The 23915-nt window shown below is 72.0% G+C and carries 22 protein-coding genes; 16 read left to right on the top strand and 6 right to left on the bottom strand.

The window, feature by feature from the left end:
* Positions 1 to 7 precede the first annotated feature (7 nt).
* On the bottom strand, positions 8 to 769 hold the full coding sequence (lexA, locus tag K318_RS0113595) for a transcriptional repressor LexA (RefSeq protein ID WP_029089875.1): 762 nt from the start codon (positions 767 to 769) through the stop codon (positions 8 to 10).
* 312 nt (positions 770 to 1081) lie between these two features.
* Here lexA and K318_RS0113590 point away from each other — a divergent pair, with 312 nt between their 5' ends.
* From K318_RS0113590 to K318_RS0113560, 7 genes are read left to right on the top strand one after another with little or no spacing between them, the layout of a single operon-like run.
* Positions 1082 to 1471, top strand: a complete 390-nt coding sequence (locus K318_RS0113590) for a LysM peptidoglycan-binding domain-containing protein (protein ID WP_051298027.1) — start codon at positions 1082 to 1084, stop codon at positions 1469 to 1471.
* A gap of 10 nt (positions 1472 to 1481) precedes the next feature.
* Complete coding sequence (locus K318_RS22010; RefSeq protein WP_051298026.1) at positions 1482 to 2627, top strand: histidinol-phosphate transaminase; 1146 nt, start codon at positions 1482 to 1484, stop codon at positions 2625 to 2627.
* Positions 2624 to 3226, top strand: a complete 603-nt coding sequence (hisB, locus tag K318_RS0113580) for an imidazoleglycerol-phosphate dehydratase HisB (RefSeq protein WP_029089873.1) — start codon at positions 2624 to 2626, stop codon at positions 3224 to 3226. The genes K318_RS22010 and hisB overlap by 4 nt, the downstream gene beginning before the upstream one ends.
* Positions 3223 to 3846 (top strand): hypothetical protein, encoded by a 624-nt coding sequence (locus tag K318_RS0113575; protein ID WP_029089872.1) that lies wholly within the window; start codon positions 3223 to 3225, stop codon positions 3844 to 3846. Before hisB ends, K318_RS0113575 begins: the two co-directional genes overlap by 4 nt.
* On the top strand, positions 3843 to 4517 hold the full coding sequence (gene hisH, locus K318_RS22005; protein WP_051298025.1) for an imidazole glycerol phosphate synthase subunit HisH: 675 nt from the start codon (positions 3843 to 3845) through the stop codon (positions 4515 to 4517). The genes K318_RS0113575 and hisH overlap by 4 nt, the downstream gene beginning before the upstream one ends.
* Positions 4514 to 5257, top strand: coding sequence for a bifunctional 1-(5-phosphoribosyl)-5-((5-phosphoribosylamino)methylideneamino)imidazole-4-carboxamide isomerase/phosphoribosylanthranilate isomerase PriA (priA, locus tag K318_RS0113565; protein ID WP_029089871.1), 744 nt, complete (start codon positions 4514 to 4516; stop codon positions 5255 to 5257). The genes hisH and priA overlap by 4 nt, the downstream gene beginning before the upstream one ends.
* Positions 5257 to 6045, top strand: a complete 789-nt coding sequence (locus K318_RS0113560; RefSeq protein ID WP_035282085.1) for an SseB family protein — start codon at positions 5257 to 5259, stop codon at positions 6043 to 6045. The genes priA and K318_RS0113560 overlap by 1 nt, the downstream gene beginning before the upstream one ends.
* Before the next feature lie 18 nt (positions 6046 to 6063).
* On the opposite strand, the gene K318_RS22000 is transcribed toward K318_RS0113560, so the two are convergent.
* Both K318_RS22000 and K318_RS0113550 read right to left on the bottom strand, forming a co-directional pair.
* Positions 6064 to 7554 carry a catalase gene (locus tag K318_RS22000; protein ID WP_035282083.1) on the bottom strand — a complete coding sequence of 497 codons (1491 nt, stop codon included), beginning with the start codon at positions 7552 to 7554 and terminating at the stop codon, positions 6064 to 6066.
* 120 nt (positions 7555 to 7674) lie between these two features.
* Positions 7675 to 8127: a DUF1844 domain-containing protein gene (locus tag K318_RS0113550; protein ID WP_425393465.1), complete on the bottom strand. Its 453-nt coding sequence runs from the start codon at positions 8125 to 8127 to the stop codon at positions 7675 to 7677.
* 319 nt (positions 8128 to 8446) lie between these two features.
* Between K318_RS0113550 and infC the strand changes: the two genes are divergently transcribed.
* The 9 genes from infC to K318_RS0113505 all read left to right on the top strand — a co-directional run bounded on the left by infC (position 8447) and on the right by K318_RS0113505 (position 19856).
* Positions 8447 to 9043 carry a translation initiation factor IF-3 gene (gene infC / locus K318_RS0113545; RefSeq protein WP_051298023.1) on the top strand — a complete coding sequence of 199 codons (597 nt, stop codon included), beginning with the start codon at positions 8447 to 8449 and terminating at the stop codon, positions 9041 to 9043.
* A 41-nt stretch (positions 9044 to 9084) separates the two neighbouring features.
* Complete coding sequence (gene rpmI, locus K318_RS0113540; RefSeq protein ID WP_029089867.1) at positions 9085 to 9282, top strand: 50S ribosomal protein L35; 198 nt, start codon at positions 9085 to 9087, stop codon at positions 9280 to 9282.
* Positions 9283 to 9320: 38 nt separating this feature from the next.
* Positions 9321 to 9707 carry a 50S ribosomal protein L20 gene (gene rplT, locus K318_RS0113535; protein WP_029089866.1) on the top strand — a complete coding sequence of 129 codons (387 nt, stop codon included), beginning with the start codon at positions 9321 to 9323 and terminating at the stop codon, positions 9705 to 9707.
* A 227-nt stretch (positions 9708 to 9934) separates the two neighbouring features.
* Positions 9935 to 12049 (top strand): hypothetical protein, encoded by a 2115-nt coding sequence (locus K318_RS0113530; RefSeq protein ID WP_029089865.1) that lies wholly within the window; start codon positions 9935 to 9937, stop codon positions 12047 to 12049.
* A gap of 23 nt (positions 12050 to 12072) precedes the next feature.
* Complete coding sequence (locus tag K318_RS0113525; RefSeq protein ID WP_051298022.1) at positions 12073 to 12996, top strand: TrmH family RNA methyltransferase; 924 nt, start codon at positions 12073 to 12075, stop codon at positions 12994 to 12996.
* 83 nt (positions 12997 to 13079) lie between these two features.
* Positions 13080 to 14144, top strand: coding sequence for a phenylalanine--tRNA ligase subunit alpha (gene pheS, locus K318_RS0113520; RefSeq protein WP_029089863.1), 1065 nt, complete (start codon positions 13080 to 13082; stop codon positions 14142 to 14144).
* Positions 14144 to 16699 (top strand): phenylalanine--tRNA ligase subunit beta, encoded by a 2556-nt coding sequence (gene pheT / locus K318_RS0113515; protein ID WP_029089862.1) that lies wholly within the window; start codon positions 14144 to 14146, stop codon positions 16697 to 16699. The genes pheS and pheT overlap by 1 nt, the downstream gene beginning before the upstream one ends.
* Before the next feature lie 28 nt (positions 16700 to 16727).
* Complete coding sequence (locus K318_RS0113510) at positions 16728 to 17693, top strand: SDR family oxidoreductase (protein ID WP_051298021.1); 966 nt, start codon at positions 16728 to 16730, stop codon at positions 17691 to 17693.
* Between the two features lie 66 nt (positions 17694 to 17759).
* Positions 17760 to 19856, top strand: coding sequence for an ABC1 kinase family protein (locus K318_RS0113505; RefSeq protein WP_029089860.1), 2097 nt, complete (start codon positions 17760 to 17762; stop codon positions 19854 to 19856).
* Between the two features lie 27 nt (positions 19857 to 19883).
* Here the strand turns inward: K318_RS0113505 and K318_RS0113500 are convergent, their stop codons facing one another.
* Genes K318_RS0113500 through K318_RS21990 form a run of 3 tightly spaced genes read right to left on the bottom strand, consistent with a single transcriptional unit; the run spans position 19884 to position 23850 of the window.
* Complete coding sequence (locus tag K318_RS0113500) at positions 19884 to 21119, bottom strand: acyl-CoA dehydrogenase family protein (RefSeq protein ID WP_029089859.1); 1236 nt, start codon at positions 21117 to 21119, stop codon at positions 19884 to 19886.
* Positions 21116 to 22612 carry an LLM class flavin-dependent oxidoreductase gene (locus K318_RS21995; protein WP_051298020.1) on the bottom strand — a complete coding sequence of 499 codons (1497 nt, stop codon included), beginning with the start codon at positions 22610 to 22612 and terminating at the stop codon, positions 21116 to 21118. The genes K318_RS0113500 and K318_RS21995 overlap by 4 nt, the downstream gene beginning before the upstream one ends.
* Positions 22609 to 23850: an acyl-CoA dehydrogenase family protein gene (locus K318_RS21990; protein WP_051298019.1), complete on the bottom strand. Its 1242-nt coding sequence runs from the start codon at positions 23848 to 23850 to the stop codon at positions 22609 to 22611. Before K318_RS21990 ends, K318_RS21995 begins: the two co-directional genes overlap by 4 nt.
* Between the last annotated feature and the right edge of the window lie 65 nt (positions 23851 to 23915).

Raw genomic sequence — 23915 nt, 5'->3', positions numbered from 1 at the left:
CGCAGGCTCAGTCGACCCGGCGGATGACGGCGGTGACGACGCCCATGATCGTGGCGAAATCGCCGTCGATGGGATCGTAGAAGCGGTTCTGCGGCAGCAGCCACTGCTTGCCGTCGGCGCGCTTGAGCGTCTTCACCGTGGCCTCGTCGTCGAGCAGGGCGGCGACGATCTGGCCGTTCTCGGCATCGGGCTGCGAGCGCACCACCACGAAATCGCCGTCGCAGATCGCGGCGTCCTGCATCGAGTCGCCCACGACCCTGAGCAGGAACAGCTCGCCCGAGCCCACGATCTGCCGGGGGAGGGCGAACATCTCGTCCACGGACTGCTCGGCGAGGATCGGGCCGCCGGCGGCGATCCGACCGACCACCGGCACCATCGCGGTGTTGGGCGCGGGGTCGATCCCCTTGCGGACCTCCTCCGGAGGGGTGACGACCTCGATCGCGCGCGGGCGCTTGGGATCGCGGCGGAGGTAGCCGAGGCGCTCGAGCTGCGAGAGCTGGTGGGCCACCGAGGAGAGCGAGGCCAGCCCCACCGTCTTGCCGATCTCCCGCATGCTCGGCGGGTAGCCGTTGACGTGGACGGCGCGCTCGATCGTCTCCAGCACGAGGCGCTGCCGGGCGGTGAGGCGGTCGTCCCCCTCCGCGGCCGAACCCTCCGGCAGCTCCGGATCGCCGTCGAACCGGAGGCGCCGGACGTTCTCGACCTCCTCGTCGATGCCGCTGTTGCGCGGGCGGCCCCGTCCCCTCCGCTGCGGGCTGTCGGTGCTCATTGGTCTTCCCCCTCGTCGGCCTGTGGCCATCTGACCTGTCCGTACGCCGGTGCCTGCCGCTGTGTCCGTGCCTCGTGCTCCACTTGCCGTCATGGTCCACCGCTGCGCGGAGGCGATCGCGGAAGCGGTCACCGACGTTCGATTCCCATTCTCGCATACGCGTTCGAAGGGGGGTGGACATACGTTCTAATATGCGCTTCAATAGTACACGTGTTCGATCCCGCTGGAGCGGTGAGGAGCGGCGAGCGCCGGTCCCTCCGGTGCTCCTGGGATCGGCGGGGTCAGCATCGGAAGGTCAGTGGAGGTCCAGTCATGAGCGCACTCGCAGTCGGTCGTCCCGCACTCCGGCGCCCCGCTCCCGGGGGCGTCCAGCTGCTGCGCACGCAGCTGCACCGCATCTGCGCCGGCTCCCCGCGCCGCAGCCGTCTGCTGCGCACCGCGGTCCTGGCGCTGGCCCTGCTGGCGCTGCTGGGCGCCGTGCTGGCCGGGGCGCTCACGAGCAGCGCCGCCGCCGGTGACGAGCGCCCCGCCGTCGAGACCGCGGCGGTGGTGGTGTCCGAGGGCGAGAACCTCTGGGAGATCGTCGCCGAGCGCGGCTACGACCGGGACCCGCGCGCCGTGATCGAGGAGATCCGTGCGCTCAACGGGCTCGCCACATCCGTGGTGCACCCCGGTCAGAGGATCGAGGTCCCGGCGCGATAAACTCCCCCGTGTGACATCACTGGACTCACTTCCGCTCCGCGCGGACCTGCGGGGTGCGACCCCCTACGGCGCGCCGATGATCGACGTCCCCGTCCGCCTCAATGTGAATGAGAACGCCTTCGACGTGCCCGAGGTCGTCGTGCGCGCGATCGGCGAGCGGATCGCGGAGGCGGCCGGCGCGCTGAATCGCTATCCCGACCGCGAGTTCGCGCAGCTGCGCGAGCGTCTGGCCGGCTACCTCACCGGGGTCCTGGCCGCGGAGGGGTCGGAGCAGACGATCTCCCCGGCGATGGTGTGGGCGGCCAACGGCTCCAACGAGGTGCTGCTGCACATCCTCCAGGCCTTCGGCGGGCCGGGGCGAACGGCACTGGGCTTCGTGCCGAGCTATTCCATGCACCCCCTCGTCGCGCAGGCGTCCGGCGCATCGTTCATCGCGGTGGAGCGCGACGCAGGGTTCGGGATCGACGCGGAGACCGCCGCCGCGGCCGTGGCCGAGCACGATCCCGATGTCGTGTTCCTCTGCACCCCCAACAACCCCACGGGCAACAGCACACCGCTCGAGGTGGTGGAGGCGGTGTACGCCGCTGCCCGTGGGATCGTCATCGTCGACGAGGCCTATGCGGAGTTCGCCGACGAGGGGTTCCGAAGCGCCCTGAGCCTCCTGCCCGGCCGCGAGCGCCTCGTCGTCTCGCGCACCATGAGCAAGGCCTTCGCCTTCGCCGGGGCCCGCGTGGGCTATGCCGCCGCCGATCCGGCCTTCGTCGACGCGCTGCGGCTCGTCCGCATGCCCTATCACCTCTCCGCGCTCACGCAGGCGGCGGCGATCGCCGCACTCGACCACACCGCGGACCTCCTCGCCGGCGTGCGCGCCCTCGTCGCGCAGCGGCGGCGGATGGCCGCCGCGCTCGAGGGGCTCGGCTTCGAGGTCGTCGACTCGGACGCGAACTTCGTCCTGTTCCGGGGCGCGCGGGATCCCCGCGCACTGTGGCAGGGGCTCGTCGACGCCGGCGTGCTCGTCCGCGACGTCGGGCTCCCCGGATGCCTGCGGGTCAACGCCGGCACGGAGGAGGAGACGACCGCATTCCTCACCGCCGTCACCGCGCTCGTCGGGCAGGAGCGGCAGACCACGCAGACCACAGACAGGAGTGCCGGATGACGCATCGCACAGCCACCGCCCAGCGGGTGACGGGGGAGTCCGAGGTGGCCGTGGGCATCGACCTCGACGGCGCCGGCACCTCGACGATCGACACGGGGGTGCCGTTCTACGACCACATGCTCACGGCGCTGTCGAAGCACTCCCTCATCGACATGGACATCCGCGCGACGGGAGACGTGCACATCGACGTCCACCACACCGTCGAGGACACCGCGATCACGCTCGGCTGGGCGCTGCGGGAGGCGCTGGGCGACAAGGCCGGCATCCGGCGCTACGGCGATGCCCTCGTCCCGCTCGACGAGGCGCTCGCACGTGCCGTGGTCGACGTCTCCGGCCGCCCCTACTTCGTGCACTCGGGCGAGCCCGAAGGCCAGCAGTACCACCTCATCGGCGGGCACTTCACAGGGTCGATGACAGCGCACGCGCTGGAGTCCCTGGCGTTCCAGGCGGGACTGACGGTTCACCTCACCCTCCTCGCCGGCCGCGATCCCCACCACATCGTCGAGGCGCAGTTCAAGGCGTTCGCCCGGGCGCTGCGCACGGCTGTGGAGCCGGATCCCCGCACGACCTCGGTGCCGTCGACGAAGGGCGCGCTGTGAGCCGGACCGTCATCGTCACCCCCTTCGGCCGGGCGGACCAGCTCGCTGCGGCCTGCGTGCTCTCCGGCATCCCCGGCTGGGTCGTCCCGCTCGGGGACTTCTCCGCCGTCGTGCAGGACACGACCGACATCGCCGCCGGGAACGAAGCGGCCGCGACCCTCTCCCGGCTCACGGGCAAGCACGAGGTGCTGCTCATGGTGCGCAGCGAGGAGCAGATCGACGCCGCGCACTACCGCTCCGGCACCCGGGAGGCGGACGTCCCGGCCGGACTGGCGCTGTCCAATCTGCCCGGGGAGCTCGAGGGGCTGCTGCTGGGCTCGCTCGAGCCGGCGGACGTCGAGGGCGGTTTCGACACCGCGACGATGTCCCGTCTCGAGGCCTCGCGGGCAACCATGACCCCGGCCCGCGCCGCCCTCGCGCGGACGGCGCTCCTGTGGCTCGTCGCCGCGCTCCTCGCGGTGGTCGTCATCGCCTTCGGCGCGGTGCAGGGGATGAATGGCTCCGCGATGGGCTGGGCGGTGGGCGCCCTCGGCCTCATCGTCCTCGTGATCTCCCTCCTGCGCGTCCGGACGCTGCTGGGCGGCGGCCGCGGGGCCGGAGCGGGCGGGGGCCGGCGATGACGACAGCGCCCTTCGTCGCCGTACTGGACTACGGCTCCGGCAATGTGCATTCCGCCGTGCGCGCGGTGCAGGCTGCGGGTGCACATGCGGAGCTGACCGCCGAACGCGCGCGGATCGAGGCCGCGGACGGTCTGCTGGTGCCCGGAGTGGGCGCCTTCGCCGCCGTCATGGAGGGCCTGGCCGGCGTGGACGGCGTGGAGATCATCCGCGAGCGCCATGCCGCGGGCCGGCCGCTCCTGGGGATCTGCGTCGGCATGCAGGTGCTGTTCTCCGCGGGCACCGAGCACGGTGTGCGCACGCCCGGGATCGGCCTGTGGGACGGCGAGGTGGTGCCGCTGCGCGCGCCCGTCGTCCCGCACATGGGCTGGACGCGCGTGGCGGCCCCGGCCGGCAGCCGCATGTTCGCAGGGCTCGGCGGGGAGCACTTCTACTTCGTGCACTCCTATGCCGCATCGAGCGGGCCCGCGGGCGCGCTCACGACCACCGCCGAGCACGGCGGGCGCTTCGCCGCCGCGGTCGAGGACGGCACCACGTGGGCCGCGCAGTTCCATCCCGAGAAGTCCGCGGCCGCAGGTGCGGCCCTGCTGCGCAACTGGGTCGCCTCGCTGAGCGAGCCGCCCCGGTCCGCGGGCCCGAACCCCCACGCACACGAACCGAAGGACACGGTATGACCCCCCTCGTCGAAACCCCCTCCCTCACCCTCCTGCCCGCGGTCGACGTCGCTGACGGGCAGGCCGTGCGCCTCGTCCAGGGCGAGGCCGGCACCGAGACCTCCTACGGCTCTCCGCTCGAGGCCGCCGGCGAGTTCGAGGCCGGCGGCGCGGAGTGGATCCATCTCGTCGACCTCGATGCGGCCTTCGGGCGGGGCTCGAACTACGAGCTGCTCCGCAAGGTGACGAAGTCGCTGTCGATCAAGGTCGAGCTGTCCGGCGGGATCCGGGACACCGAGAGCCTCGAGCGGGCTCTCGACACCGGTGCGGAGCGGGTGAACATCGGCACCGCGGCGCTCGAGGACCCCGAGTGGACGGCTGAGGTCATCGCGCACTACGGGGACAAGATCGCGATCGGCCTCGACGTCCGCGGCCGCACGCTGGCCGCGCGCGGGTGGACCCGCGACGGCGGGGACCTGTACGAGGTGTTCGACCAGCTCGAGGCCGCCGGCTGCACCCGCTACGTCGTCACGGACGTGACGAAGGACGGCACGCTCACGGGTCCCAACACGGACCTGCTCTCGGATCTCGCCGCCCGCACCGAACGGCCCATCGTGGCCTCGGGCGGCATCTCCAGCCTCGACGACATCGCCGCACTGCGGGAGCTGGTGCCGGAGGGCGTGGACTCCGCGATCGTGGGCAAGGCGCTCTACGCCGGGAAATTCACGCTCGCCCAGGCGCTGGACGTCGCGGGACGCTGATGAGCGGCGGCCCGGAGATCCCGGAGCACCTCAGGGGCGCGCTCGGCGGTCCGGCGGACTCGGCCGGGGTGCCGTGGGGCGGACGCGAGCTGCACCCGAACCCGTTCGCCGGCGACACCGGTGAGGCCGATGCCGGGCTCCTCGCGGCCCTCGAGGCCGTGGCCGCGGATCCGCTGGACCCGCAGCGCCACCGCGCCGTGCTGAGCGCGCTCGCCGGCGCGCGGCTCTACGCCCCCGTGCTGCCCGTCGTCACCGAGAGCACGGTGGACGAGCGCGGGCTCATGCACGACAACGCCTCGGACATGGCGATGGTGCGGCTGCGGTCCGCCGACGGGCGCGAGGCCACCCCCGCCTTCACCGACATCCCCTCGCTGACCGCCTGGCACCCGGAGGCCCGTCCGGTGCCGATCGAGGCCGAGCGCCTCGGCGCCGCCGCCGTCGAGGAGGGCGCCCAGCTCGTGGTGGTCGATCCCGGCCGCCCGCACGCGTTCCTGCTGCGCAGGCCGGCGCTGTGGTCGTTCCTCAAGCAGGAGCAGTGGATGCCGGCCTGGGCGGACGCGGCCGTCGCCGGTGCGCTGCGGGGTGCGGCCGCAGGGCATCCGTGGATCGCGGGCATCGGGATGGGGCCCGGCTCGCGTGCCGTGCACGCGCAGGGACCGGAGGTCCGGATCGAGGTGCGGGCCGATGCGGCGCCGGCACCCGAGGAGCTCGCAGCCCTCCAGCGGTCGCTCGCGGCCGATGCGGTCATCGCGGAGCGGATAGACTCGCTCGCGCTCAGCGCCGTGTGAGCGCTCGGCGCTCGTCGTTCAGCGCCTGTCCGCGAGCGCGGCCGCGACGACGTTCTCCACGCGCGCGCCGAGGTGCGCGTCGACGCTCTTCCAGTAGTCGAAGGCGCGCGCCCGCACGCCGGCGTCCGCGACCTGCATGACGTGACCGGCGATGTTGCCGACCATGCGGTCGCGCGCCGCGTCGTCGAGGACGGTGCGGACGAGATCGCCGGCCTGGTTGAAGTCGCCGTCGTCGGAGCGCAGGGTCTGGGCGGAGCGGAGCACGTCCCCGGAGGCGCCGGAGAGGTTCGCCTCGGTCGTGAGCGAGGGTTCGGCTTGCGGGCCGTCGAAGCCGCTGGGCGCGTATTCGGGCCTGTCGGCGGGGTAGTTCTCGAACGACATGGCGCCGTCGCGCGAGTAGCTCGCCTTCGCGGCCCGGGGCCGGTTGACCGGCAGCTGCGCGTAGTTGGGGCCGATCCGGTGCCGGTGGGTGTCCGGGTACGAGAAGATGCGCCCCATGAGCATCCTGTCCGGGGACAGGCCGGTGCCCGGCACGAGGTTCGCAGGCGAGAACGCGGCCTGCTCGATCTCCGAGAAGAAGTCCTCGGGATTGCGGTTGAGCTCCAGCCGGCCCACAGTGCGCAGGGGGAAGTCCGCGTGCGGCCAGACCTTCGTCACGTCGAAGGGGTTGATGCGGTACCGCGCGGCTTCCTCATAGGGCATGATCTGCACCTTGAGGTCCCAGCTGGGGCAGCGGCCGCCCTCGATGGCCTCGTAGAGGTCCCGGCGGTGGAAGTCCGCGTCGACCGCGGCCATCTGGTCGCCCTCGGCCTGCGAGAAGCCCTCATGGCCGTGCGCGTCGACGAAGTCCTGCTTCTGGTTCGACAGGAAGTGGTACTTGACCCAGAAGCGCTCCCCGGCGGCGCTGATCCACTGGAACGTGTGCGAGCCGTAGCCGTTCTGCTCACGCCAGGACCGCGGGATGCCGCGATCGCCCATGAGGTAGGTGACCTGATGCGCGGAGGCGGGCACCTGGGTCCAGAAGTCCCACTGCATCGTGTTGTCGCGCAGGCCGGTGCGGCTGCGGCGCTTCTGCGAGTGGATGAAGTCCGGGAACTGCATGGCGTCCCGGATGAAGAAGACGGGGGTGTTGTTGCCGACGATGTCGAAGTTGCCCTCGGTCGTGTAGAACTTCACCGCGAATCCGCGGGGATCGCGCCAGGTGTCCGGGGAGCCCTGCTCGCCGGCGACGGTCGAGAACCGGAGGAGCACCTCGGACTGCGCACCGGGCTGGAAGAGCGCGGCCCGCGTGTAGGCGGAGAGGTCCTCGGTGGCGGTGAAGGTGCCGAAGGCGCCGCCGCCCTTGGCGTGGACGACGCGCTCGGGGACGCGCTCGCGGTCGAAGTGCGCGAGCTTCTCGATGAGGTAGTGGTCCTGGAGGAGGATCGGGCCGTTGGGTCCGAGTGTGAGCGAGTGCCGATCGGATCCGACCGGGATGCCGAAGTCGTTGGTCGTGAAGCGGGCGGTCACACTACCTCCATGGATTCGCCTGCCGGTGCGGGCCCTGCCCTGCCGGTGCAGTGGGCATGGTACCGAGCCCGCGCCGGAGGCTTCAAGGACGGGGCGCCTGATGTGCGCCGTCCGGCTGGGTCAGGAGACCGGTCCCGTCCACTTCTCGCCCGGGCCCCTGCCGGGCGCGTCCGGGATCGTCGAGGCCTCGCGGAAGGCCAGCTGCAGGGCGCGGAGGCCGTCGCGGATGGGGCGGGCGTGCTGATCGCCGATCTCGGGCGCGCCGGCGGTCACGAGGCCGGCGAGGGCCGTGATGAGCTTGCGCGCCTCATCGAGGTCGACGAGGTCCGCCGCCTTCTCCGTCTCCGAGTCCTCGGTGAGGCCGAGCTTGACGGCGGCGGCGCTCATGAGGTGGACGGTGGCTGTGGAGATGACCTCCGCAGCCGGCACCTCGGCGATGTCGCGGACCGCCTGGGACTCGGCTGCGGCGGAGCCGGCGGGTGCGGCCGACGGGCTGGACTGGGGGGTGTGCGCGTGTGCGCCGGGCGCCTGCGACTGCGCGTCGAAGCTGAAGGACTGGGTCATGGCAGACAGTCTCCCACAGGCCGATGTGCGCTCGCGCCGCAGGTGCGGTAGCATGGTCCGAGTGTGAAGAGGGGCCTGCCGGCTCCCACCTGGATCGCGAGCGCGATCGGGTAACCCTGCAGTGCGGAAGCCGCGCCCGTGGCGAACATCTGGTTCACGGGTGCAGCGGATGCGCATGCTCGACTCAGGACCAGGGCCCCTCTGCATCGTCAGCGGGGTCCTTTTTCGGTTCCCCTGACGCGTACAGCAGTTGTCATCAGTCGAGAAGGAGCAGCACATCAGCGAGCCGCGTATCAACGATAGGATCCGAGTTCCGGAAGTCCGCCTCGTGGGCCCCAACGGGGAGCAGGTGGGCATCGTCGCGATCCGCAAGGCACTCGACCTGGCTCGTGAATCGGAGCTGGACCTGGTCGAGGTTGCGCCCCAGGCAAAGCCCCCTGTCGTGAAGCTCATGGACTACGGAAAGTTCAAGTACGAGTCCGCGCAGAAGGCTCGCGAGGCCCGGAAGAACCAGGCCAACACGGCGCTCAAGGAGATCCGCTTCCGGCTCAAGATCGACGAGCACGACTACGAGACCAAGAAGGGCCACGTCACGCGGTTCCTGACGGGTGGGGACAAGGTCAAGGTCATGATCATGTTCCGCGGTCGTGAGCAGTCGCGCCCGGAGATGGGAGTGAAGCTCCTCAATCGACTCGCTGAGGACGTGTCCGAGCTCGGCAGCGTGGAGTCCGCTCCCCGCGTCGACGGACGGAACATGGTCATGGTCATCGCGCCGGCGAAGTCCAAGGCCGACGCGAAGGCGGAATCGCGCAAGGCGTCCGCCGGAGCCAAGGGCTCGCGTGCGGAGGTCAAGTCCCGCCGCGAGCGCGAGGCGCAGGCCAAGGCCGGCACGCACTCGGAGGACTCCTCCGAGCAGGCCGACTGAGCCCCGCGCTGACAGACACGATGTGAAAAGGAGACGGCACCATGCCGAAGCAGAAGACCCACAGCGGCGCCAAGAAGCGTCTGCGCCTCACCGGTTCCGGAAAGGTCATGCGTGAGGGCGTCAACAACCGCCACCTCGCAGAGCACAAGTCCTCGCGCCGCAAGCGCCGGATCTCGATGGATCAGGAGCTGACCGGGGGCGACAGGGCCAAGGGCCTCAAGCTTCTCGGCAAGCGCTGAGTCTCACTTTCCGGATACTGGTTTTCTAAGGAGTACACGTGGCACGTGTGAAGAGGGCGCTCAACGCCAAGAAGAAGCGCCGGGTCATCCTCGACCGGGCGAGCGGCTACCGCGGACAGCGTTCGCGGCTGTACCGCAAGGCCAAGGAACAGGTCATCCACTCGCTGGTCTACAGCTACCGCGACCGCCGGGCCCGGAAGGGCGATTTCCGCCGTCTGTGGATCCAGCGCATCAACGCCGGCGCCCGCGCCAACGGCATGACCTACAACCGCTTCATCCAGGGTCTCAAGGCCGCTGGCGTCGAGGTGGACCGCCGGATGCTCGCGGAGCTCGCGGTCAACGACGGCCAGACCTTCGCGACGCTGGTCAAGGTCGCCAAGGACGCGCTGCCGGCAGACGTCAACGCCGCGAAGAGCGCAGCCTGAACTGAGCCGCGGACAGTGCGTCCGGCCGGCTGAGGCCGGTTGCGCGCACCCGCTTCGCCGATGGGCCGAGGGAATGCTCCCTCGGCCCATCGGCGTCTTCGCATGCATCCCGGCCGCGCCCTCCGGGCGGTCACGTCCGAGGCGTCTGCTTGGATGATGGTATGACTCACAGCTCCGCGGGGCACCCGCACCCGTCTCAGCAGCCAGGCCCGGCTCAGCAGCCTGACGTGTCTCAGCAGCCGGCCCGTCGGCTGCGGCCCCTGCTGCTGGGCATGGCGGCAGGGCTCGCTCTCGTCCTCATCGCGGTGGGCGGGATCTTCGCCTTCCGGGTGCTCTTCGGCGGGCCCGATTTCCGCACCGCGCCCGCACAGGCCTCGACGACGGACGTCTCCGGCGTGGGCGAGGATGTGCGGCTCGTGCCGCTGCACCTGCCGGGCGCTGGGCAAGCGGGCGGGGCAGGGGACTTCGCACGTCTCGTGACCCCCACCCGTTCGGTCGTCTACGCGCTCGGGGAGACCGGGGCGCTGGAGGACTCCCGCTGGGCCGCTCCCGTGCCCCACACGGACATTCCCGCGCAGCCGCGGGAGGTGGACTTCGAGGAGCTGTGGAACCGCGGCGAGGCCGCCGGTGCCGGAGGGGCCGGGGAGACGGCCGAGCAGGAGCCGCTGCCGCCGGAGCTTCACGGCACGCTTCCCGACTGCGCCCTTGACGGTGCGGACCTGCTCTGCGGGAGCACACGGATCGGCCTCTCCGACGGCAGCGTGGAGCACGGCGATGCCGGCCAGGGCAGTGCTGAGCACAGCGGCGGCGCGGCGCCCTCGGAGGCGGCGGGAGGCTCCCAGGATCCGGCCACCGCCGCCGTGCCGGTGATCGCGGAACCCGATGGCACGCTCACCACGGCAGCCGGCGTCCCCTATCCGGAAGCGGCGGTGGACCCGGCGGACACTGTGCGCATGGTGGGGCCGTCCGCGGACGGTGAGGAAGGCCCCTGGGCGGTCTCGGACGGAAGCGCGCTGTTCGTGCTCGGAGAGGACTCCGTGCTGTGGCAGCGGCAGCTCGACGCCGCCTCGGCCGCGGTGACCGGTCTGGGCTCGTCCGCCGTGACGCCGGGATGGGCGCTCGTCGACGGCGTGCTGGTGCTGGGAGCGCGGGACGAGGTCCACGGGCTCGACGCGCGGACGGGGGAGGCGCTGTGGACCGTCGGGGTGCCGGGCCTCGACAGCTTCACGGTGGCGGGCACGCAGCTGCGCATCCTCGCCGACGGCGTGTACACGGTCCTCGACTTCGCCGATCCCACCGGGGAGGAGCGCAGCACGGTCACCGCCCCGCCGTCCGCGGCCCGGGCCGGTGGGCTCCTGGGGCCGGGCCGGGAGGCGTTCGCGAACGGCACCTATGAGCTTCCCCGGGAGTGTGCCGCCTTCGGGCTCCACTACGATGCCGCCCACCTCGACGGGCAGCCGCTGTCCGAGCTCGACACGACCGGGGACTTCACGGACGGCGTGGCCGAGGCCGGGGAGTTCCATGCCTCCGTCACCGTCGGGGAGGTCAGGCCGGCACGCGCGGACGGGGCGCCGGTGACCGCTGTGAGCTTCCTCTGCTACGGGGGCGGTGCGTATGCGTACAGCTCGATCGGCCTCTACGATGCCGATCGCTCGCTGCTGGGCTCCGTGGAGCCCTGGGGCGCCGGTGCTGCGCGAGCGGACGTGCCCGCGGGGTCCATCGGGGAGTTCGGCATCGGCGATCTCGGCATGACCGGGTCCCTCCTCACCTTCAACCTGCAGGGGATCGACCTCTACGGCGACGAGCCGTGTCATGCGTGCGCGAAATCGGCGTCCGCGGACCTCGTCTACCGCTGGGACGGTGGGGAGCTGGTCCACGCCGACACCGTCTTCCACGTGCCCGGCGGCGATGTGCGCCCGCCCTCGGCCGAGGGCGTGCAGGAGTTCGTCGATGCGGTCGCCGCCGGCGACGATGCCGCGGCCTCCGCGCACGCGACGGATGCCGTCATGGAGCTGGTGCGCGAGGGCACGCTGGGCGATGCCTCCGCCGGGGCTCCCCTCACGGTCCGCGAGGTCCAGTTCGCCGACACCGAGGTTGAGGTCTGCGAGCTCGTGAGCGCGAACGGCTCCCCGGGCGGCTACGGCGCGTCCGAGTACCGGTTCGGCGACGGGAGCACTGCGCCCGTGCGCTTCGAGCACCTCGAGGGAGTGGAGCCCGGGGACGTCATCTGCGCCCAGAGCATGCCCGGAGCGCCGGCGGAGCAGCACCCCCTCTGGCTCCTGCTGCGCGCGGACTCCGCCGGCGGCTTCGAGGTCTACGAAGCCGGCCGCGCATTCAGCTGAGTGCGCGGCAGTAGGCTTCTGCCATGAGCGATTCCCCCGCACCCGCCCCCCTCCATCCGCGCCTCACCGGCCCGGTGGTGACGAATCCGCAGTCGACCCGGCTCAGGGACGCAGCGAAGCTGCTCCGCCGTGCAGGGCGCAGGCGTGAGGGGAGGTTCCTCGTCGAGGGCCCGCAGGCCGTGCGGGAGGCGGTGCGCCGGCACGGTGCCCGGAGGCCCGTGCTCGCGACCGTCGGCGGGGACGAGACCGCGGAGCAGCCCCGCCCCGACGGCGGCATCATCGACATCTGGGCCACCGCCGAGGCCGCGGATCGGCATCCTGACGTCATCGACCTCGCCCGCGGCGCCGGGCTGCGGGTGCGGCAGGCCGCCGCGGAGGCGCTCGCGGGCCTCACCGACACCGTGGCCTCGCAGGGGATCGTGGCGGTCGCGGAGCGGCTCGACGTCCCGCTCGCGGACGTCCTCACGCGCGAGTCGAAGCTCGTGGTCGTCCTCTCGCAGGTGCGCGATCCCGGCAATGCGGGCACCGTGCTGCGCGTCGCCGATGCCGCGGGCGCGGACGCTGTCGTCGTGACCGCGTCCAGTGTGGACGTCTTCAACCCCAAGACGGTGCGCTCGACCGCGGGCTCCCTGTTCCACGTGCCCGTCGTCACGGGTGTGGGCCTGCCCGAGGTCACAGAGCTCGCGCGCGCCCGCGGGATGCAGGTGCTGGCCGCCGATGCGCACCCGCCGGCGCACGACCTCCACGTGCCCTGGGACACCGGGCTGGACCTCTCCCGGCCCACGGCCTGGGTGTTCGGCAACGAGGCCTGGGGTCTGCCGACCGAGGATCGGGAGCAGGCCGATGCCGCCGTCGCGATCCCCATCTACGGGGCCGCCGAGAGTCTCAATCTCGCGACAGCCGCGAGCATCTGCATCTACGAATCGGCCAAGAGCGTCCGCCTCTGAGACGCCCCGCCCGCGCCCGGGACGTCCGACCGGGCCCGGCTAGACTTTCCGTGAAGATCCATCCGTGAGGAGAAAGCAGGCAGATGACACAGCCCAGTGCTGCCGAACAGCCACCCGTCGACCCGTGTGACGAGTCCGCGGTCACCGCCGCCGTCGAGGCCGCGCTTGCCGCCTTCGCCGCCGCCGGGGACCTCGAGGAGCTCAAGGCCGTGAGGATCGAGCACATGGGGGACCGCTCCCCGCTCGCGCTCGCCAACCGGCAGATCGGCTCCCTCGACAAGCAGGACAAGGCAGCGGCGGGCAAGATCGTCGGCCGGTCCCGCGGGCGCGTGAACCAGGCGCACGCCGACCGGCTCGCCGAGCTCGAGGCCAAGCGCGACGCCGAGGTGCTCGTTGCCGAGGCCGTCGACGTCACCCTGCCCGTCGCGCGGACCGCGCCCGGCGCCCGCCACCCGCTGCAGCTGCTCCAGGAACAGATCGCCGATCACTTCATCGGCCACGGCTGGGAGGTCGCCGAAGGGCCGGAGATCGAGGCCGAATGGCTCAACTTCGACTCGCTCAACTTCGGCCCGGATCATCCCGCCCGGCAGATGCAGGACACCTTCTTCGTCGACCCGCCCGAGGCCGGCCTCCTCCTGCGCACGCACACGTCCCCCGTGCAGTCCCGCAGCCTGCTGGAGCGCGGCGTCCCGCTGTACGTCGTGTGCCCGGGCAAGGTGTTCCGCACCGATGAGCTCGATGCGACGCACACGCCCGTATTCCATCAGGTCGAGGGCATCGCGATCGACCGCGGGCTGACGATGGCCCACCTCAAGGGCACCCTCGACGAGTTCGCGCGCGCCATGTTCGGCCCCGAGTCCGTCACCCGCCTGCGCCCCTCGTTCTTCCCGTTCACGGAGCCCAGCGCGGAGATGGACTTCTGGTTCCCCGCCAAGGTGGGCGGTGCGGGCTGGATCGAATGGGGCGGCTGCGGCATGGTCCACCCCAACGTCATCCGCGCGGCCGGGCTGGACCCGGCGGAGTATCAGGGATTCGCATTCGGAATGGGCATCGAGCGGACGCTCATGCTCAGGGAAGGCATCAACGACATGCACGACATGGTGGAAGGCGACCTGCGCTTCTCCGCTCGCTTCGGGGTGAACGTCTGATGCGCGTACCCCTCGAATGGCTCTCCGACTGCGTCGACACCTCCGTCTCCCCGGACCCGCATGTCCTCGCGGCCGAGCTCGCGGGCATCGGACTGGAGGAGGAGGAGCTCATCGGACCCGCGGTGAGCGGGCCGCTCACGGTGGCCCGCGTGCTCTCCGCGGAGCCGGAGGAGCACTCCAACGGCAAGACGGTGAACTGGTGCCGGCTGGACGTGGGCGAGGGCGAGCCCCGCGGCATCGTCTGCGGTGCCCACAACTTCTCCGCCGGCGACCTCGTCGTCGCAGCGCTGCCCGGTGCCGTGCTGCCCGGTGATTTCGCGATCGCGGCGAGGAAGACCTACGGCCACGTCTCGGACGGCATGATCTGCTCCGCCCGCGAGCTGGGCCTCGGCGATGACCACGACGGCATCATCGTGCTCTCCCGGCTGGGGCTCGGCCCGGAGCAGCTCGCGCAGCTGGCTCCCGGCGATGACGCCAAGGCCCTTCTCGGCCTCGACCGCACGACGCTCGATGTGAACGTCACCCCGGACCGCGGATACCAGCTGAGCATGCGCGGCATCGCACGCGAGTACGCGATGCTCAAGGGGCAGCCGTTCGCGGACCCCGCGGACGTGGACGTCGACGCCCCGGGCGGCGAGGGGTTCCCCGTCGAGCTCGACGATGCGGCCCCCATCCACGGGGTGCCGGGCTGCTCCCGCTTCACGGCAGTGACGGTGACGGGCATCGACGCGTCCGCGCGGACGCCTTTCTGGATGCGGCGGCGCCTCCTCGAGGCCGGCATGCGGCCCATCAGCCTCACGGTGGACGTGACGAACTACGTGATGCTGGAGCTCGGCCAGCCCCTGCACGCTTACGACGCGGCCAGGCTCGTCGGTCCTGTCACCGTCCGCCGCGCCGCGGCGGGGGAGACGCTCACGACGCTCGACGACGTGACGCGCACGCTCGATCCGGAGGACCTGCTCATCACGGATGCGGGCAGCGGCGCGCGTGCGGGCCGCATCATCGGCCTCGCCGGGGTCATGGGCTCGGCCGAGCTCGAGGTCACGGACGCGACCGAGGACATCGTCATCGAGGCGGCGCACTTCGACCAGGTCTCCATCGCGCGCTCGGCCCGCCGCCACCGGCTGCCGAGCGAGGCCGCCAAGCGGTTCGAGCGCGGCGTGGATCCGGAACTCGGCCCCGCCGCGGCGCGCAGGGCCGCCGATCTCCTCGCGGAACTGGCCGGCGGTGTGATCAGCCCGCACGTGACGGAGGCGGGTGCTGCCCCGGCCCGTCGCGTGATCGAGCTGGCCGCGGATCTGCCGTCGAAGCGGGTGGGCATCGACTACCCGCAGGAGAGGGTGATCGAGCTGCTCGCCGCCGTGGGTGCGGAGGCCGTTCCCGCTGATGCGCAGACCGAGGCGGGTGCGACCGTGCTCCGGGTGACGGTGCCCTCGTGGCGACCGGATCTCACGGAGGACGTGGACCTCGTCGAGGAGGTCGTCCGCGCCGGCGGCTACGGGGAGATCCCCTCCGTCGTGCCGCAGGCGCCCGGCGGAGCGGGGCTGAGCGCTGCGCAGCGGGCCCGGCGCCGCGTATCCGATCTGCTCGCGGCCTCGGGCCTGAGCGAGGTGCTCACCTATCCGTTCACGTCCGCCGAGCGCGCCGACCAGCTGCTGCTGCCCGCGGACGACGAGCGCCGGACCATGGTGCGGATCGCGAATCCGCTCGGCGAGGACCGGCCGCTCATGCGCTCGAGCCTGCTCGCCACGCTCGTCGACGCCGTGGTGCGCAACACCGGCCGCGGCTTCAAGGACGTCGCGGTGTTCGAGGCGGGACAGGTGACGGAGGGCGGCCGTCCCTCGGACCGCCCGGGCCCACGCTTCGCTCCGGGGCACCATCCTGCGGAGGAGGAGCTCGCAGAGGTGTTCGGTAGCGTGCCGGCGCAGCCGTTCCACATCGCCGGGGTCATCGCCGGCCATCGCGCCCTGCCCACTGCGCTCGGTGCCGGTCGCCGGGCGGATGCGCACGATGTCATCGGTCTCGTGCACGAGATCGTGCGCATGAGCGGGCGCACGGCCGCCGTCGTCGCGGATGCGCGTGCGCCGTGGCACCCGGGCCGGTGCGCGCGCTTCGAGCTGCCCGGCGGCGCGGTCCTCGGCTGGGCCGGCGAGCTGCATCCGAAGGTGTGCGAGAACCTCGGCCTGCCCGCGCGCACCGTGGCCTTCGAGATCGACCTCGATGCGCTGCTGGCCGAACCCGATCCCCGCACCTGGGACGGTGTGCTGTCCACGTACCCCGTCTCGCGCCAGGACGTGGCGCTCGTCGTCGACGAGTCGCTGCCCGCGGGCACGCTCATGGCCACGCTGCGTGAGGCCGCGGGGGCCGAGCTCGAGGCGCTCGAGGTCTTCGACGTCTACACCGGCGACCAGGTGCCGGAGGGGCGGAAGTCGCTCGCCCTGCGGATGACCTTCCGCGCCGCGGATCGCACGCTCACTGCGGACGAGGCCTCGGCGCTGCGCGAGCGCGCGACGGCCGCTGCGGCGGCCGCTCACGGCGCGGAGGTGCGGGCATGAGGGACGCGAGTACGAGAGAGGTGTGAGCATGTCCACTGGAGTCGGAGCACCCGGCACGGCGATCGAGCCGGCCGGCCTCGGGTACTCCCGCAGCCTCGTCCTCATCACGGGCGGGGCGCGCGGGATCGGCAGGCATCTGGCCGCGGGCTTCGTCCGCGCCGGCTATCCCGTGCTGCTGACGGCCCGGACGCGGGAGTCCGCGATCCGGGCGGCGGCGGAGATCGTGCGGGAGGTCGCCGGGGAGACGACGGGCGCGGAGGCCGCGCGCACGGCCGGTGACGGCTCCGGGGCGACCGGGGGGTCGTCGACCGCGGTGCTGACCCCGCGCGTGCGGGGTGCGGCCCTCGACCAGACGGATGCGGCCTCGGTCGCGGAGCTGGTGCGTACCGCGGCACAGGTGAGCGCGGAATGGGATGCGCCGCTGCGGGTGCTCGTGAACAACGCCGGACGCATCGAGGCGACCGAGGGTCCGCTGTGGGAGGCCGATGCCGAGGATCTGGCCGCGGTGCTCGAGACCAATCTGGTGGGGGTGTTCCGGCTGGTGCGCGCCCTGCTGCCCGGCATGCTCGCGACGGCGGAGGCCAGCGGTGCGCCCGTGCGCATCATCGACCTCAACTCCGGCTCCGGCGCGCAGGGCACGGCCGCCCATCCCGCGTACTCGGCCTCGAAGGCTGGCCTGTTCCGCCTCGCGGAATCGCTCGTCGAGTACGGGCACGCGCGCGGTCTGCGCGTGTTCGAGATGGCGCCGGGAGTCGTGGAATCGGACATGACGCGGTCGATGCCGATGCACGACCACCGCAGCGGGGACGACTGGACGCCGCCGGCCGCGGTCGTCGATCTCGCGCTCGCGCTGGCCTCGGGCGAGCTCGACGAGTGGACGGGCCGGTACGTGCGGGCGGGCCGGGACACGCCCGCCTCGCTCGCCGCCGCCGGCACCTCGCTCACGGCCGGCGAGCTCGCGGACGGGGAGCGCGTCCTCACGGTGCGCATGTAGCCTGACGCGGGGCGCGCCGCAGCGGCGGCCCCCGCAGATCCGCGGACCGGATCGGAGAGGGTGGACATGAACGTCTTCTGGACGATCGTCCTCGGGCTGCTCAATGCGGTCGTCGTCGGGGCGCTCGTGCGCCGGCTCACGACGGTGGGCACGGGCGCGCTGCGCAACACCATCGTCTCGCTCGTCATGGGCCTGTCGATCTGGCCGGTGACGCTGCAGGCGTTCGCGATGCTCCAGATCACCCAGCGCGGCGATGTGCCCTTCCTGGGGATGAGCTTCTCCGCCGTGATGGTCTTCCTGCTCATCTTCGGCTGGTTCCTCACGATCCAGCTCTACGTCATGCTCGCCATCGAACTCGTCCTGCCCTCGGGCACATTCACGCAGGTGGCGCGGACGGCGGCGCGCATGCCGTCCTGGTACCGCACGACCCGGCGCGTATGGGAGATCCAGCGGATCCTCTTCCGGTTCGGCCTCCGGAGGTATCTCAAGCCGCGCGTGCCCAGCCTGCGGGTCTCGCGGCGGGAGCTCGCGCGCACGGCGGCCGAGGCGCTGGCCGCGGCCGGCGTCACCTTCGTCAAGCTGGGGCAGTTCGTCGCGACGCGGGCGGACATGGTCCCCGGCGAGTTCGTGGAGGAGTTCTCCGCCCTCCAGTCCGAGGTGCCGCCGGTGCCCTTCGAGCAGATCCGGCCGTCGCTCGAGCGGGCCTGGGGCAGGCCCATCGACGAGGTCTGCCGGGAGTTCGACGAGCAGCCCCTGGCAGCGGCCTCGGTCGCGCAGGTGCACAGGGCGGTCCTGCTCGCGGGCGAGGAGGTGGTCGTGAAGATCCAGCGGCCGAACCTGCGCCGGCAGGTGCGGGCTGACTCCGCGATCATCATGAGCCTCGCCGAGCGCTTCGAGGCCTCGGCGCAGTGGGCGCGGAGCATCGGGCTCGCGGAGATCGCCCGCGGCTTCGTGGACTCCCTGGCCGAGGAGCTCGACTACCGCGGTGAGGCGCAGCAGATGGCGGTGCTCGGCCGGGCGGTGCACCGGACGAAGGCGGAGCTGCGCGGACGCGGCGGCGCCGAGGCGCCGGCCGGGCGGGCCGCCGTGACGATCCCGGAGGTCTATCCGGACCTCTCGGGCGAGCGCGTGCTCGTCATGGACCGTATGCCCGGCCGGCCGCTGTCGCGCAGCGCGGAGGCGCTGGCGGGCATGTCCGCCCTCGTGCGGCGGGAGATGGCCGAGCAGCTGTTCATGACGATCGCCCGCCAGATGCTCGACACGGGCGTGTTCCACGCGGACCTGCACCCCGGCAACGTCATGGTCTCCCCGGCCGGCGACCTCGGGCTCATCGACTTCGGGGCGGTGGGCAGGCTCGACTCGCGCGACCGGCGCGATGTGCTCACGCTGCTGCTGGCCTTCGACAAGCAGAACTCCCAGGCCGCGACGAATGCGGTCATCGACATGTTCGGCATGCCGCCGGGCACCGACCTGCGCCGGATGCAGCGGGAGATCGGGCAGATCATGCTGCGCTTCGACTCGGGCGCGGCGGAGCCGGGCAGGGGCTCTGGCCGTGCGGGCGGTGCGGATCATGCGAGCTCCGGCACCGGGGGCGGTGCGGCCTCGGGCTTCTTCCGCGAGCTGCTGGACTTCGTGTTCGACCACGGATTCGCGATGCCCCGGGCGGTGGCGCAGGCCTTCCGCGCCATCACGACGCTTGAGGACAGCCTGCGCAAACTGGACCCGCGCTGCGATCTGCTGAGCCTCGTGCGCTCGCACGGGCGCGAGGTGCTCGCGGGCTCGCGGAGCCTGCGGAGGACCCTCGACGACACGGCGCTGTACGCGAACGCGACCCTGCCGGCGGTGGCCTCGCTGCCCATCGAGGTCTCGCGCGTGGTCAAGCACCTGCAGGACGGCACGCTGGACATCGGGACGAGCGGGCTGACGACGGACCTCATCCGCAATCTCGTGCGCACCGTCGTCGACCAGCTCGTGCAGGTGGTGCTCGCCACCGCCCTCGTGCTCGGCGGGGTCGTGATGATGGCGTTCGACTTCGGTCCGCCGCTGGCCGAGCAGCTCACGATCTTCACGTACTTCGGCGCCTGGGTGCTGATGGCGGGCATGGTGCTCGCGGCGATCGTGCTCGCCCCCGCCCTGCGCGACCGCCGCGTGCTGCTGTGGTGAGGGGTGCAGCACGCGGCGGCGCGGCCCTCAGGTGTAGAGGGACAGCGGTGCGGTCTCGCCGTTGAGGAAGTGCGCGCCGACCTCGAGCTTCTTGTAGTCGACGGGATCGTGGAGGGTGTGGGTGCGGGCATTGCGCCAGAACAGGTCGAGGCCCACCCCGGTCCGGGTCGAGCTCGTCCCCGTCGCCTCGAAGATCCGGTTGCTCAGGTCCGTGACGAGGTCGGAGGACACGACCTTGAGCTGCGCGATGCGGATCGCGGCCTCCTCGCGTTCCTCCCAGGTGAGGGAGCGACCCCTGCCGATGTATGCGTCGTAGTCCCGGTTCAGCCTGTCCGCGAGCGCCTCGACGGCCGCGATGCGGGAGACGAGCTCGCCGTAGAGCCGTTTGACGAAGGGATCGTCGCGGTACCGCTCGACGGCGGAGAGGAACCAGGCGTTCGGACGCTTCCGGGTCAGTTCGGCGCCGAGTGCCAGCGCGCCCTCGGCCAGCCCCAGGTACAGGTTCCCGAACATGAGCTGGATGCCCGGGGTCAGGAGCGTGGCGAACGGCTCGTCCACGAGGTGGCCCAGGATGTCCCCGCGCTCCACCCGGACGTCGTGGTAGCGGACCGAGTTCGAGGAGGACAGCCGCTGGCCCAGGAAGTCCCAGTCGTCGAGGTGCTCGACGCCGGCCCGACCCCGCTCCAGCACGAGTGCTGCGACCTGCCCGTCGTGCTCACCGCCGCGGATCACGGCGTTGACCACGAGGGCATCGCCCACCGCGGAGCCGGTCGAGTACCGCTTGAGGCCGCGCAGGCGGAAGCCCTCGCCCTCGGGCACGAGCTCCAGATCGGGATCCGTGGGGTTGACGGAATCGCCCCAGATCCAGCGGCCGTCCGCGCTGCGGCGCAGCCAGTCCTCGGTGACCGCGTCCGAGCGCGCGCCGAAGACGACATTGCCCTCGTTGATGTAGTGATAGGCGAGCAGCTGGGCGATCGAGCCGTCGGTACGCGCGAGGATGCGGACCGCGCGCAGGGCGGACTCCCAGTGCCCGCCCCCGCCGCCGAACTCGGCCGGCACCAGCAGCGAGGTCAGACCGGAGTCCTTGAGCAGGGCGGCCTCGGCGAAGGGGGTGGCATTGGCACGGTCGCGCTCATAGGCGTCTGCCGCGAGCGCCTCGGCCACGCGCTCGGCCACCGCCTCCCAGCGGGCGAGCTCCTCGGCATCAGCGTGCCCGGTCCAGTACGTGCGCAGGCGGGTGTCTGCGGTGGCCGTGGTGGTCATGGTGTCTCCTGTCCTGCGGATGCGGTGTGTGCGAGTGGTGCCTGGGACGGTGCGGTCTGCGCGGCCCGTGGGGCAGCCGGTGCGGGCATGCCCGTACCGGTGACATCGTCGATGGTGGAGCCGGGTCCGCCCACGCGGTAACGGGCACCGCGGTGGGTCTCCGGCAGCCGGTCCCCGTTCCCGGAGAGCCTGCTGCGCAGGGTCCCGGGCGTGTACTCCTCCTGATAGACGCCGCGGGCCTGGAGCTCGGGCACCACGAGGTCCACGACGTCCTCGAAGGTGCCCGGCGTCGTCGCATAGGCGAGGTTGAAGCCGTCGATGTCCGTCTCCTCGACGAGGTCGATGAGGGTGTCCGCGATCTGCGCGGGCGAGCCGACGAAGTTCTGCCCCTGCCCGCCGATCCCGCCGAGCTTCACGATGTCCCGCACCGTCCAGGCCTCCCCGCGCTCGTTCTCGCCCTGGAAGGCGGCGAGCGCGGACTGGATGGCATTGGACTTCACGTTCCCCAGCGGCTCGTCGAGGTCGTAGGCGGAGAGGTCGATGCCGAGCCAGCCGGAGAAGAAGACCGCGGTGCCCTCGACGCTCGCGTACGAGAGCAGGTCCCGGTGCTTGGCGGCCGCACCTTGGGCCGTCTCGTCCGTAATGATCGTGCTGAGGAGGTAGATCTTCGCGTCATAGGGGCCCCGTCCCGCATCCACGAGTGCGCGGCGGATGCGCCGGACGGTCTCCTTCGCGATCTGCTTGGTAGGACCGCCGATGAAGATCGCCTCCGCGTTCTCCGCGGCGAACCGCACGCCCCGGGGCGAGGCGCCGGCCTGGAAGATCACCGGCGTGCGCTGCGGGGAGGGCTCGGACAGGTGGATGCCCGGCACGTCGAAGTGCTTCCCGTGGTGGCCGATGTGATGGACCTTCGCCGGGTCCGCGAAGACGCCGGTCTCGGCATCGCGGACGACGGCATCGTCCTCCCAGGAGCCCTCGAGCAGCTTGTAGACCACCTCGAGGTACTCATCGGCGTGGTCGTAGCGCGCATCGTGGGCGAGCTGGTCGGCCTGCCCGAGGTTGCGCGCGGCCGAGGGGAGATAGCCGGTCACGACGTTCCAGCCCACCCGGCCCCTGGTGAGGTGATCGAGCGTCGACAGTCGCCGGGCGAAGGGCACGGGATGCTCGAAGGCCGTGCCCGCCGTGATCCCGAAGCCCACGTGCTCCGTCACCGCCGCGCCCGCGACGGCCAGCTGCAGCGGATCGTTGACGGGCACCTGAGCGCCCTGCCTGATCGCTGCGACATCGCTGCCGCCGAAGACGTCGTAGGTGCCGAGCACGTCCGCGATGAACACCGAGTCGAAGAGCCCGCGCTCGGCGATCCGCGCGATGTCCTGCCAGTACTCGAGATCCTTGTACCTCCACGCCTGGTCGCCGGGGTACCGCCACAGTCCCGGGGACTGGTGGGCGACGCAGTTCATCTCGAAGGCGTTGAAGCGGATCTGCCTGCTCATGCCGGGACCTCCTCGTGTGTGTGGTCCGGCTGCTCCGCAGGCCGGTCTGTGATGCCCACGTCCCAGAGCCGGACGGGGTCGGTGCCGTTGACGGCCCAGTCGCCGATGATCCGCTGCTTGTAGACGACGGGATTGTGCGAGGCGACGGTGCGGGCATTGCGCCAGTGCCGGTCGAGGCCGAGCTCCCGCGAAGTGCCCGAGGCGCCGAGCGCGTCGAACAGCCGCCCGAGCGCCTGCGGCACCTGCTCGGAGAGCACAACCTGGCCCTGCGCGGTGGCGAGCTCGGCCTCTGCCGAGGCCGCGAGGTGCGCGGCCGAACCGCGCTCGTGCTCGAGGTCCGAGACCCGCTGCAGCGCGGCAGCGGCGTGCGCCACGACGGCCTCGGCGGCGAAGGCGGTGGAGCGGACCTGGCCGACGACGGCGAGGATCTGCCCATCGTGGCGGGCCAGGGGTGCCAGACCGTGCGTGTACACCCGGGTGCGCTCACGGACTGCCAGCGCCACATCAGAGGCCGCACGTGCGGCGATGCCGGCGAGCACGCTCAGCAGCACGAGCTGGTAGTGGGCCGTCTGGTAGCTGAACCGCCCCGTGAGCTCCGTGACATGGGCCGGATCCACCGGGACGTCGGAGAACACGGCGGTGCCGGTGCCGGTGAGCCGCTGGCCGAAGCCGTCCCAGTCATCCGAGACGCTCACACCGGGATCCGCGGTCGGGACGATGACCGCCACCGTGCGGCCGGAATCGTCGGTTGCGGTGACATCGGCCCAGTCCGCGTAGAGGGTGCCCGTCGTGTAGTGCTTGCGGCCTTCCAGCCGGAGCCCGTGCGGGGTCGAGCGGAGCCGGGTGGCCGCGCCTGAGGTGGTGCTCGCCCCCGTCTCGCTCCACGCGTTGCCCACGAACTCACCGGCCAGGAAGCGGTCGAGCCATGCCTGCCGGGAGGCGTCGCGGGCGTGGATGCGGTCCTCGGCGAAGGCGAACTGCCCGCGGAAGATCTGCGGCAGGTTCGCATCCGCGGCGGCGGCCTCGATCCACAGCCGCGCGGTCTGGGGCAGGCTGAGCCCGGGGCCGCCATCGGCCTGCGGGATCCGGAGCGCGCCGAACCCTCGCGTCGCCAGCGCGCGGACGGCATCTGCCGGCAGGGTGTGCTCCCGGTCGCGCGCCGCGGCCTCCGGCGCCGCCGCCTCGAAGATCGCGCGGAAGTCCCCTGCGATCCGTTCGAACTCGTCCTCTGCTGCCATGTGGGGCGGGCCCCTTTCCCGGCCGGCTCCTGCGCCGGACCGTCGGTGCGGTCACAACGCCGTCA

Source organism: Brevibacterium album DSM 18261 (genome assembly GCF_000426445.1).
GTDB classification, from domain to species: domain Bacteria; phylum Actinomycetota; class Actinomycetes; order Actinomycetales; family Brevibacteriaceae; genus Brevibacterium; species Brevibacterium album.
This window is presented reverse-complemented; position numbering and strand designations above follow the sequence as displayed.

Coding starts and splice junctions, on each gene's coding strand:
- lexA (WP_029089875.1), bottom strand. CDS start 769: ATGAGCACCGACAGCCCGCAGCGGAGGGGACGGGGCCGCCCGCGCAAC.
- K318_RS0113590 (WP_051298027.1), top strand. CDS start 1,082: ATGAGCGCACTCGCAGTCGGTCGTCCCGCACTCCGGCGCCCCGCTCCC.
- hisB (WP_029089873.1), top strand. CDS start 2,624: ATGACGCATCGCACAGCCACCGCCCAGCGGGTGACGGGGGAGTCCGAG.
- hisH (WP_051298025.1), top strand. CDS start 3,843: ATGACGACAGCGCCCTTCGTCGCCGTACTGGACTACGGCTCCGGCAAT.
- priA (WP_029089871.1), top strand. CDS start 4,514: ATGACCCCCCTCGTCGAAACCCCCTCCCTCACCCTCCTGCCCGCGGTC.
- K318_RS0113560 (WP_035282085.1), top strand. CDS start 5,257: ATGAGCGGCGGCCCGGAGATCCCGGAGCACCTCAGGGGCGCGCTCGGC.
- rpmI (WP_029089867.1), top strand. CDS start 9,085: ATGCCGAAGCAGAAGACCCACAGCGGCGCCAAGAAGCGTCTGCGCCTC.
- K318_RS0113525 (WP_051298022.1), top strand. CDS start 12,073: ATGAGCGATTCCCCCGCACCCGCCCCCCTCCATCCGCGCCTCACCGGC.
- pheS (WP_029089863.1), top strand. CDS start 13,080: ATGACACAGCCCAGTGCTGCCGAACAGCCACCCGTCGACCCGTGTGAC.
- pheT (WP_029089862.1), top strand. CDS start 14,144: ATGCGCGTACCCCTCGAATGGCTCTCCGACTGCGTCGACACCTCCGTC.
- K318_RS0113510 (WP_051298021.1), top strand. CDS start 16,728: ATGTCCACTGGAGTCGGAGCACCCGGCACGGCGATCGAGCCGGCCGGC.
- K318_RS0113505 (WP_029089860.1), top strand. CDS start 17,760: ATGAACGTCTTCTGGACGATCGTCCTCGGGCTGCTCAATGCGGTCGTC.
- K318_RS0113500 (WP_029089859.1), bottom strand. CDS start 21,119: ATGACCACCACGGCCACCGCAGACACCCGCCTGCGCACGTACTGGACC.
- K318_RS21995 (WP_051298020.1), bottom strand. CDS start 22,612: ATGAGCAGGCAGATCCGCTTCAACGCCTTCGAGATGAACTGCGTCGCC.
- K318_RS21990 (WP_051298019.1), bottom strand. CDS start 23,850: ATGGCAGCAGAGGACGAGTTCGAACGGATCGCAGGGGACTTCCGCGCG.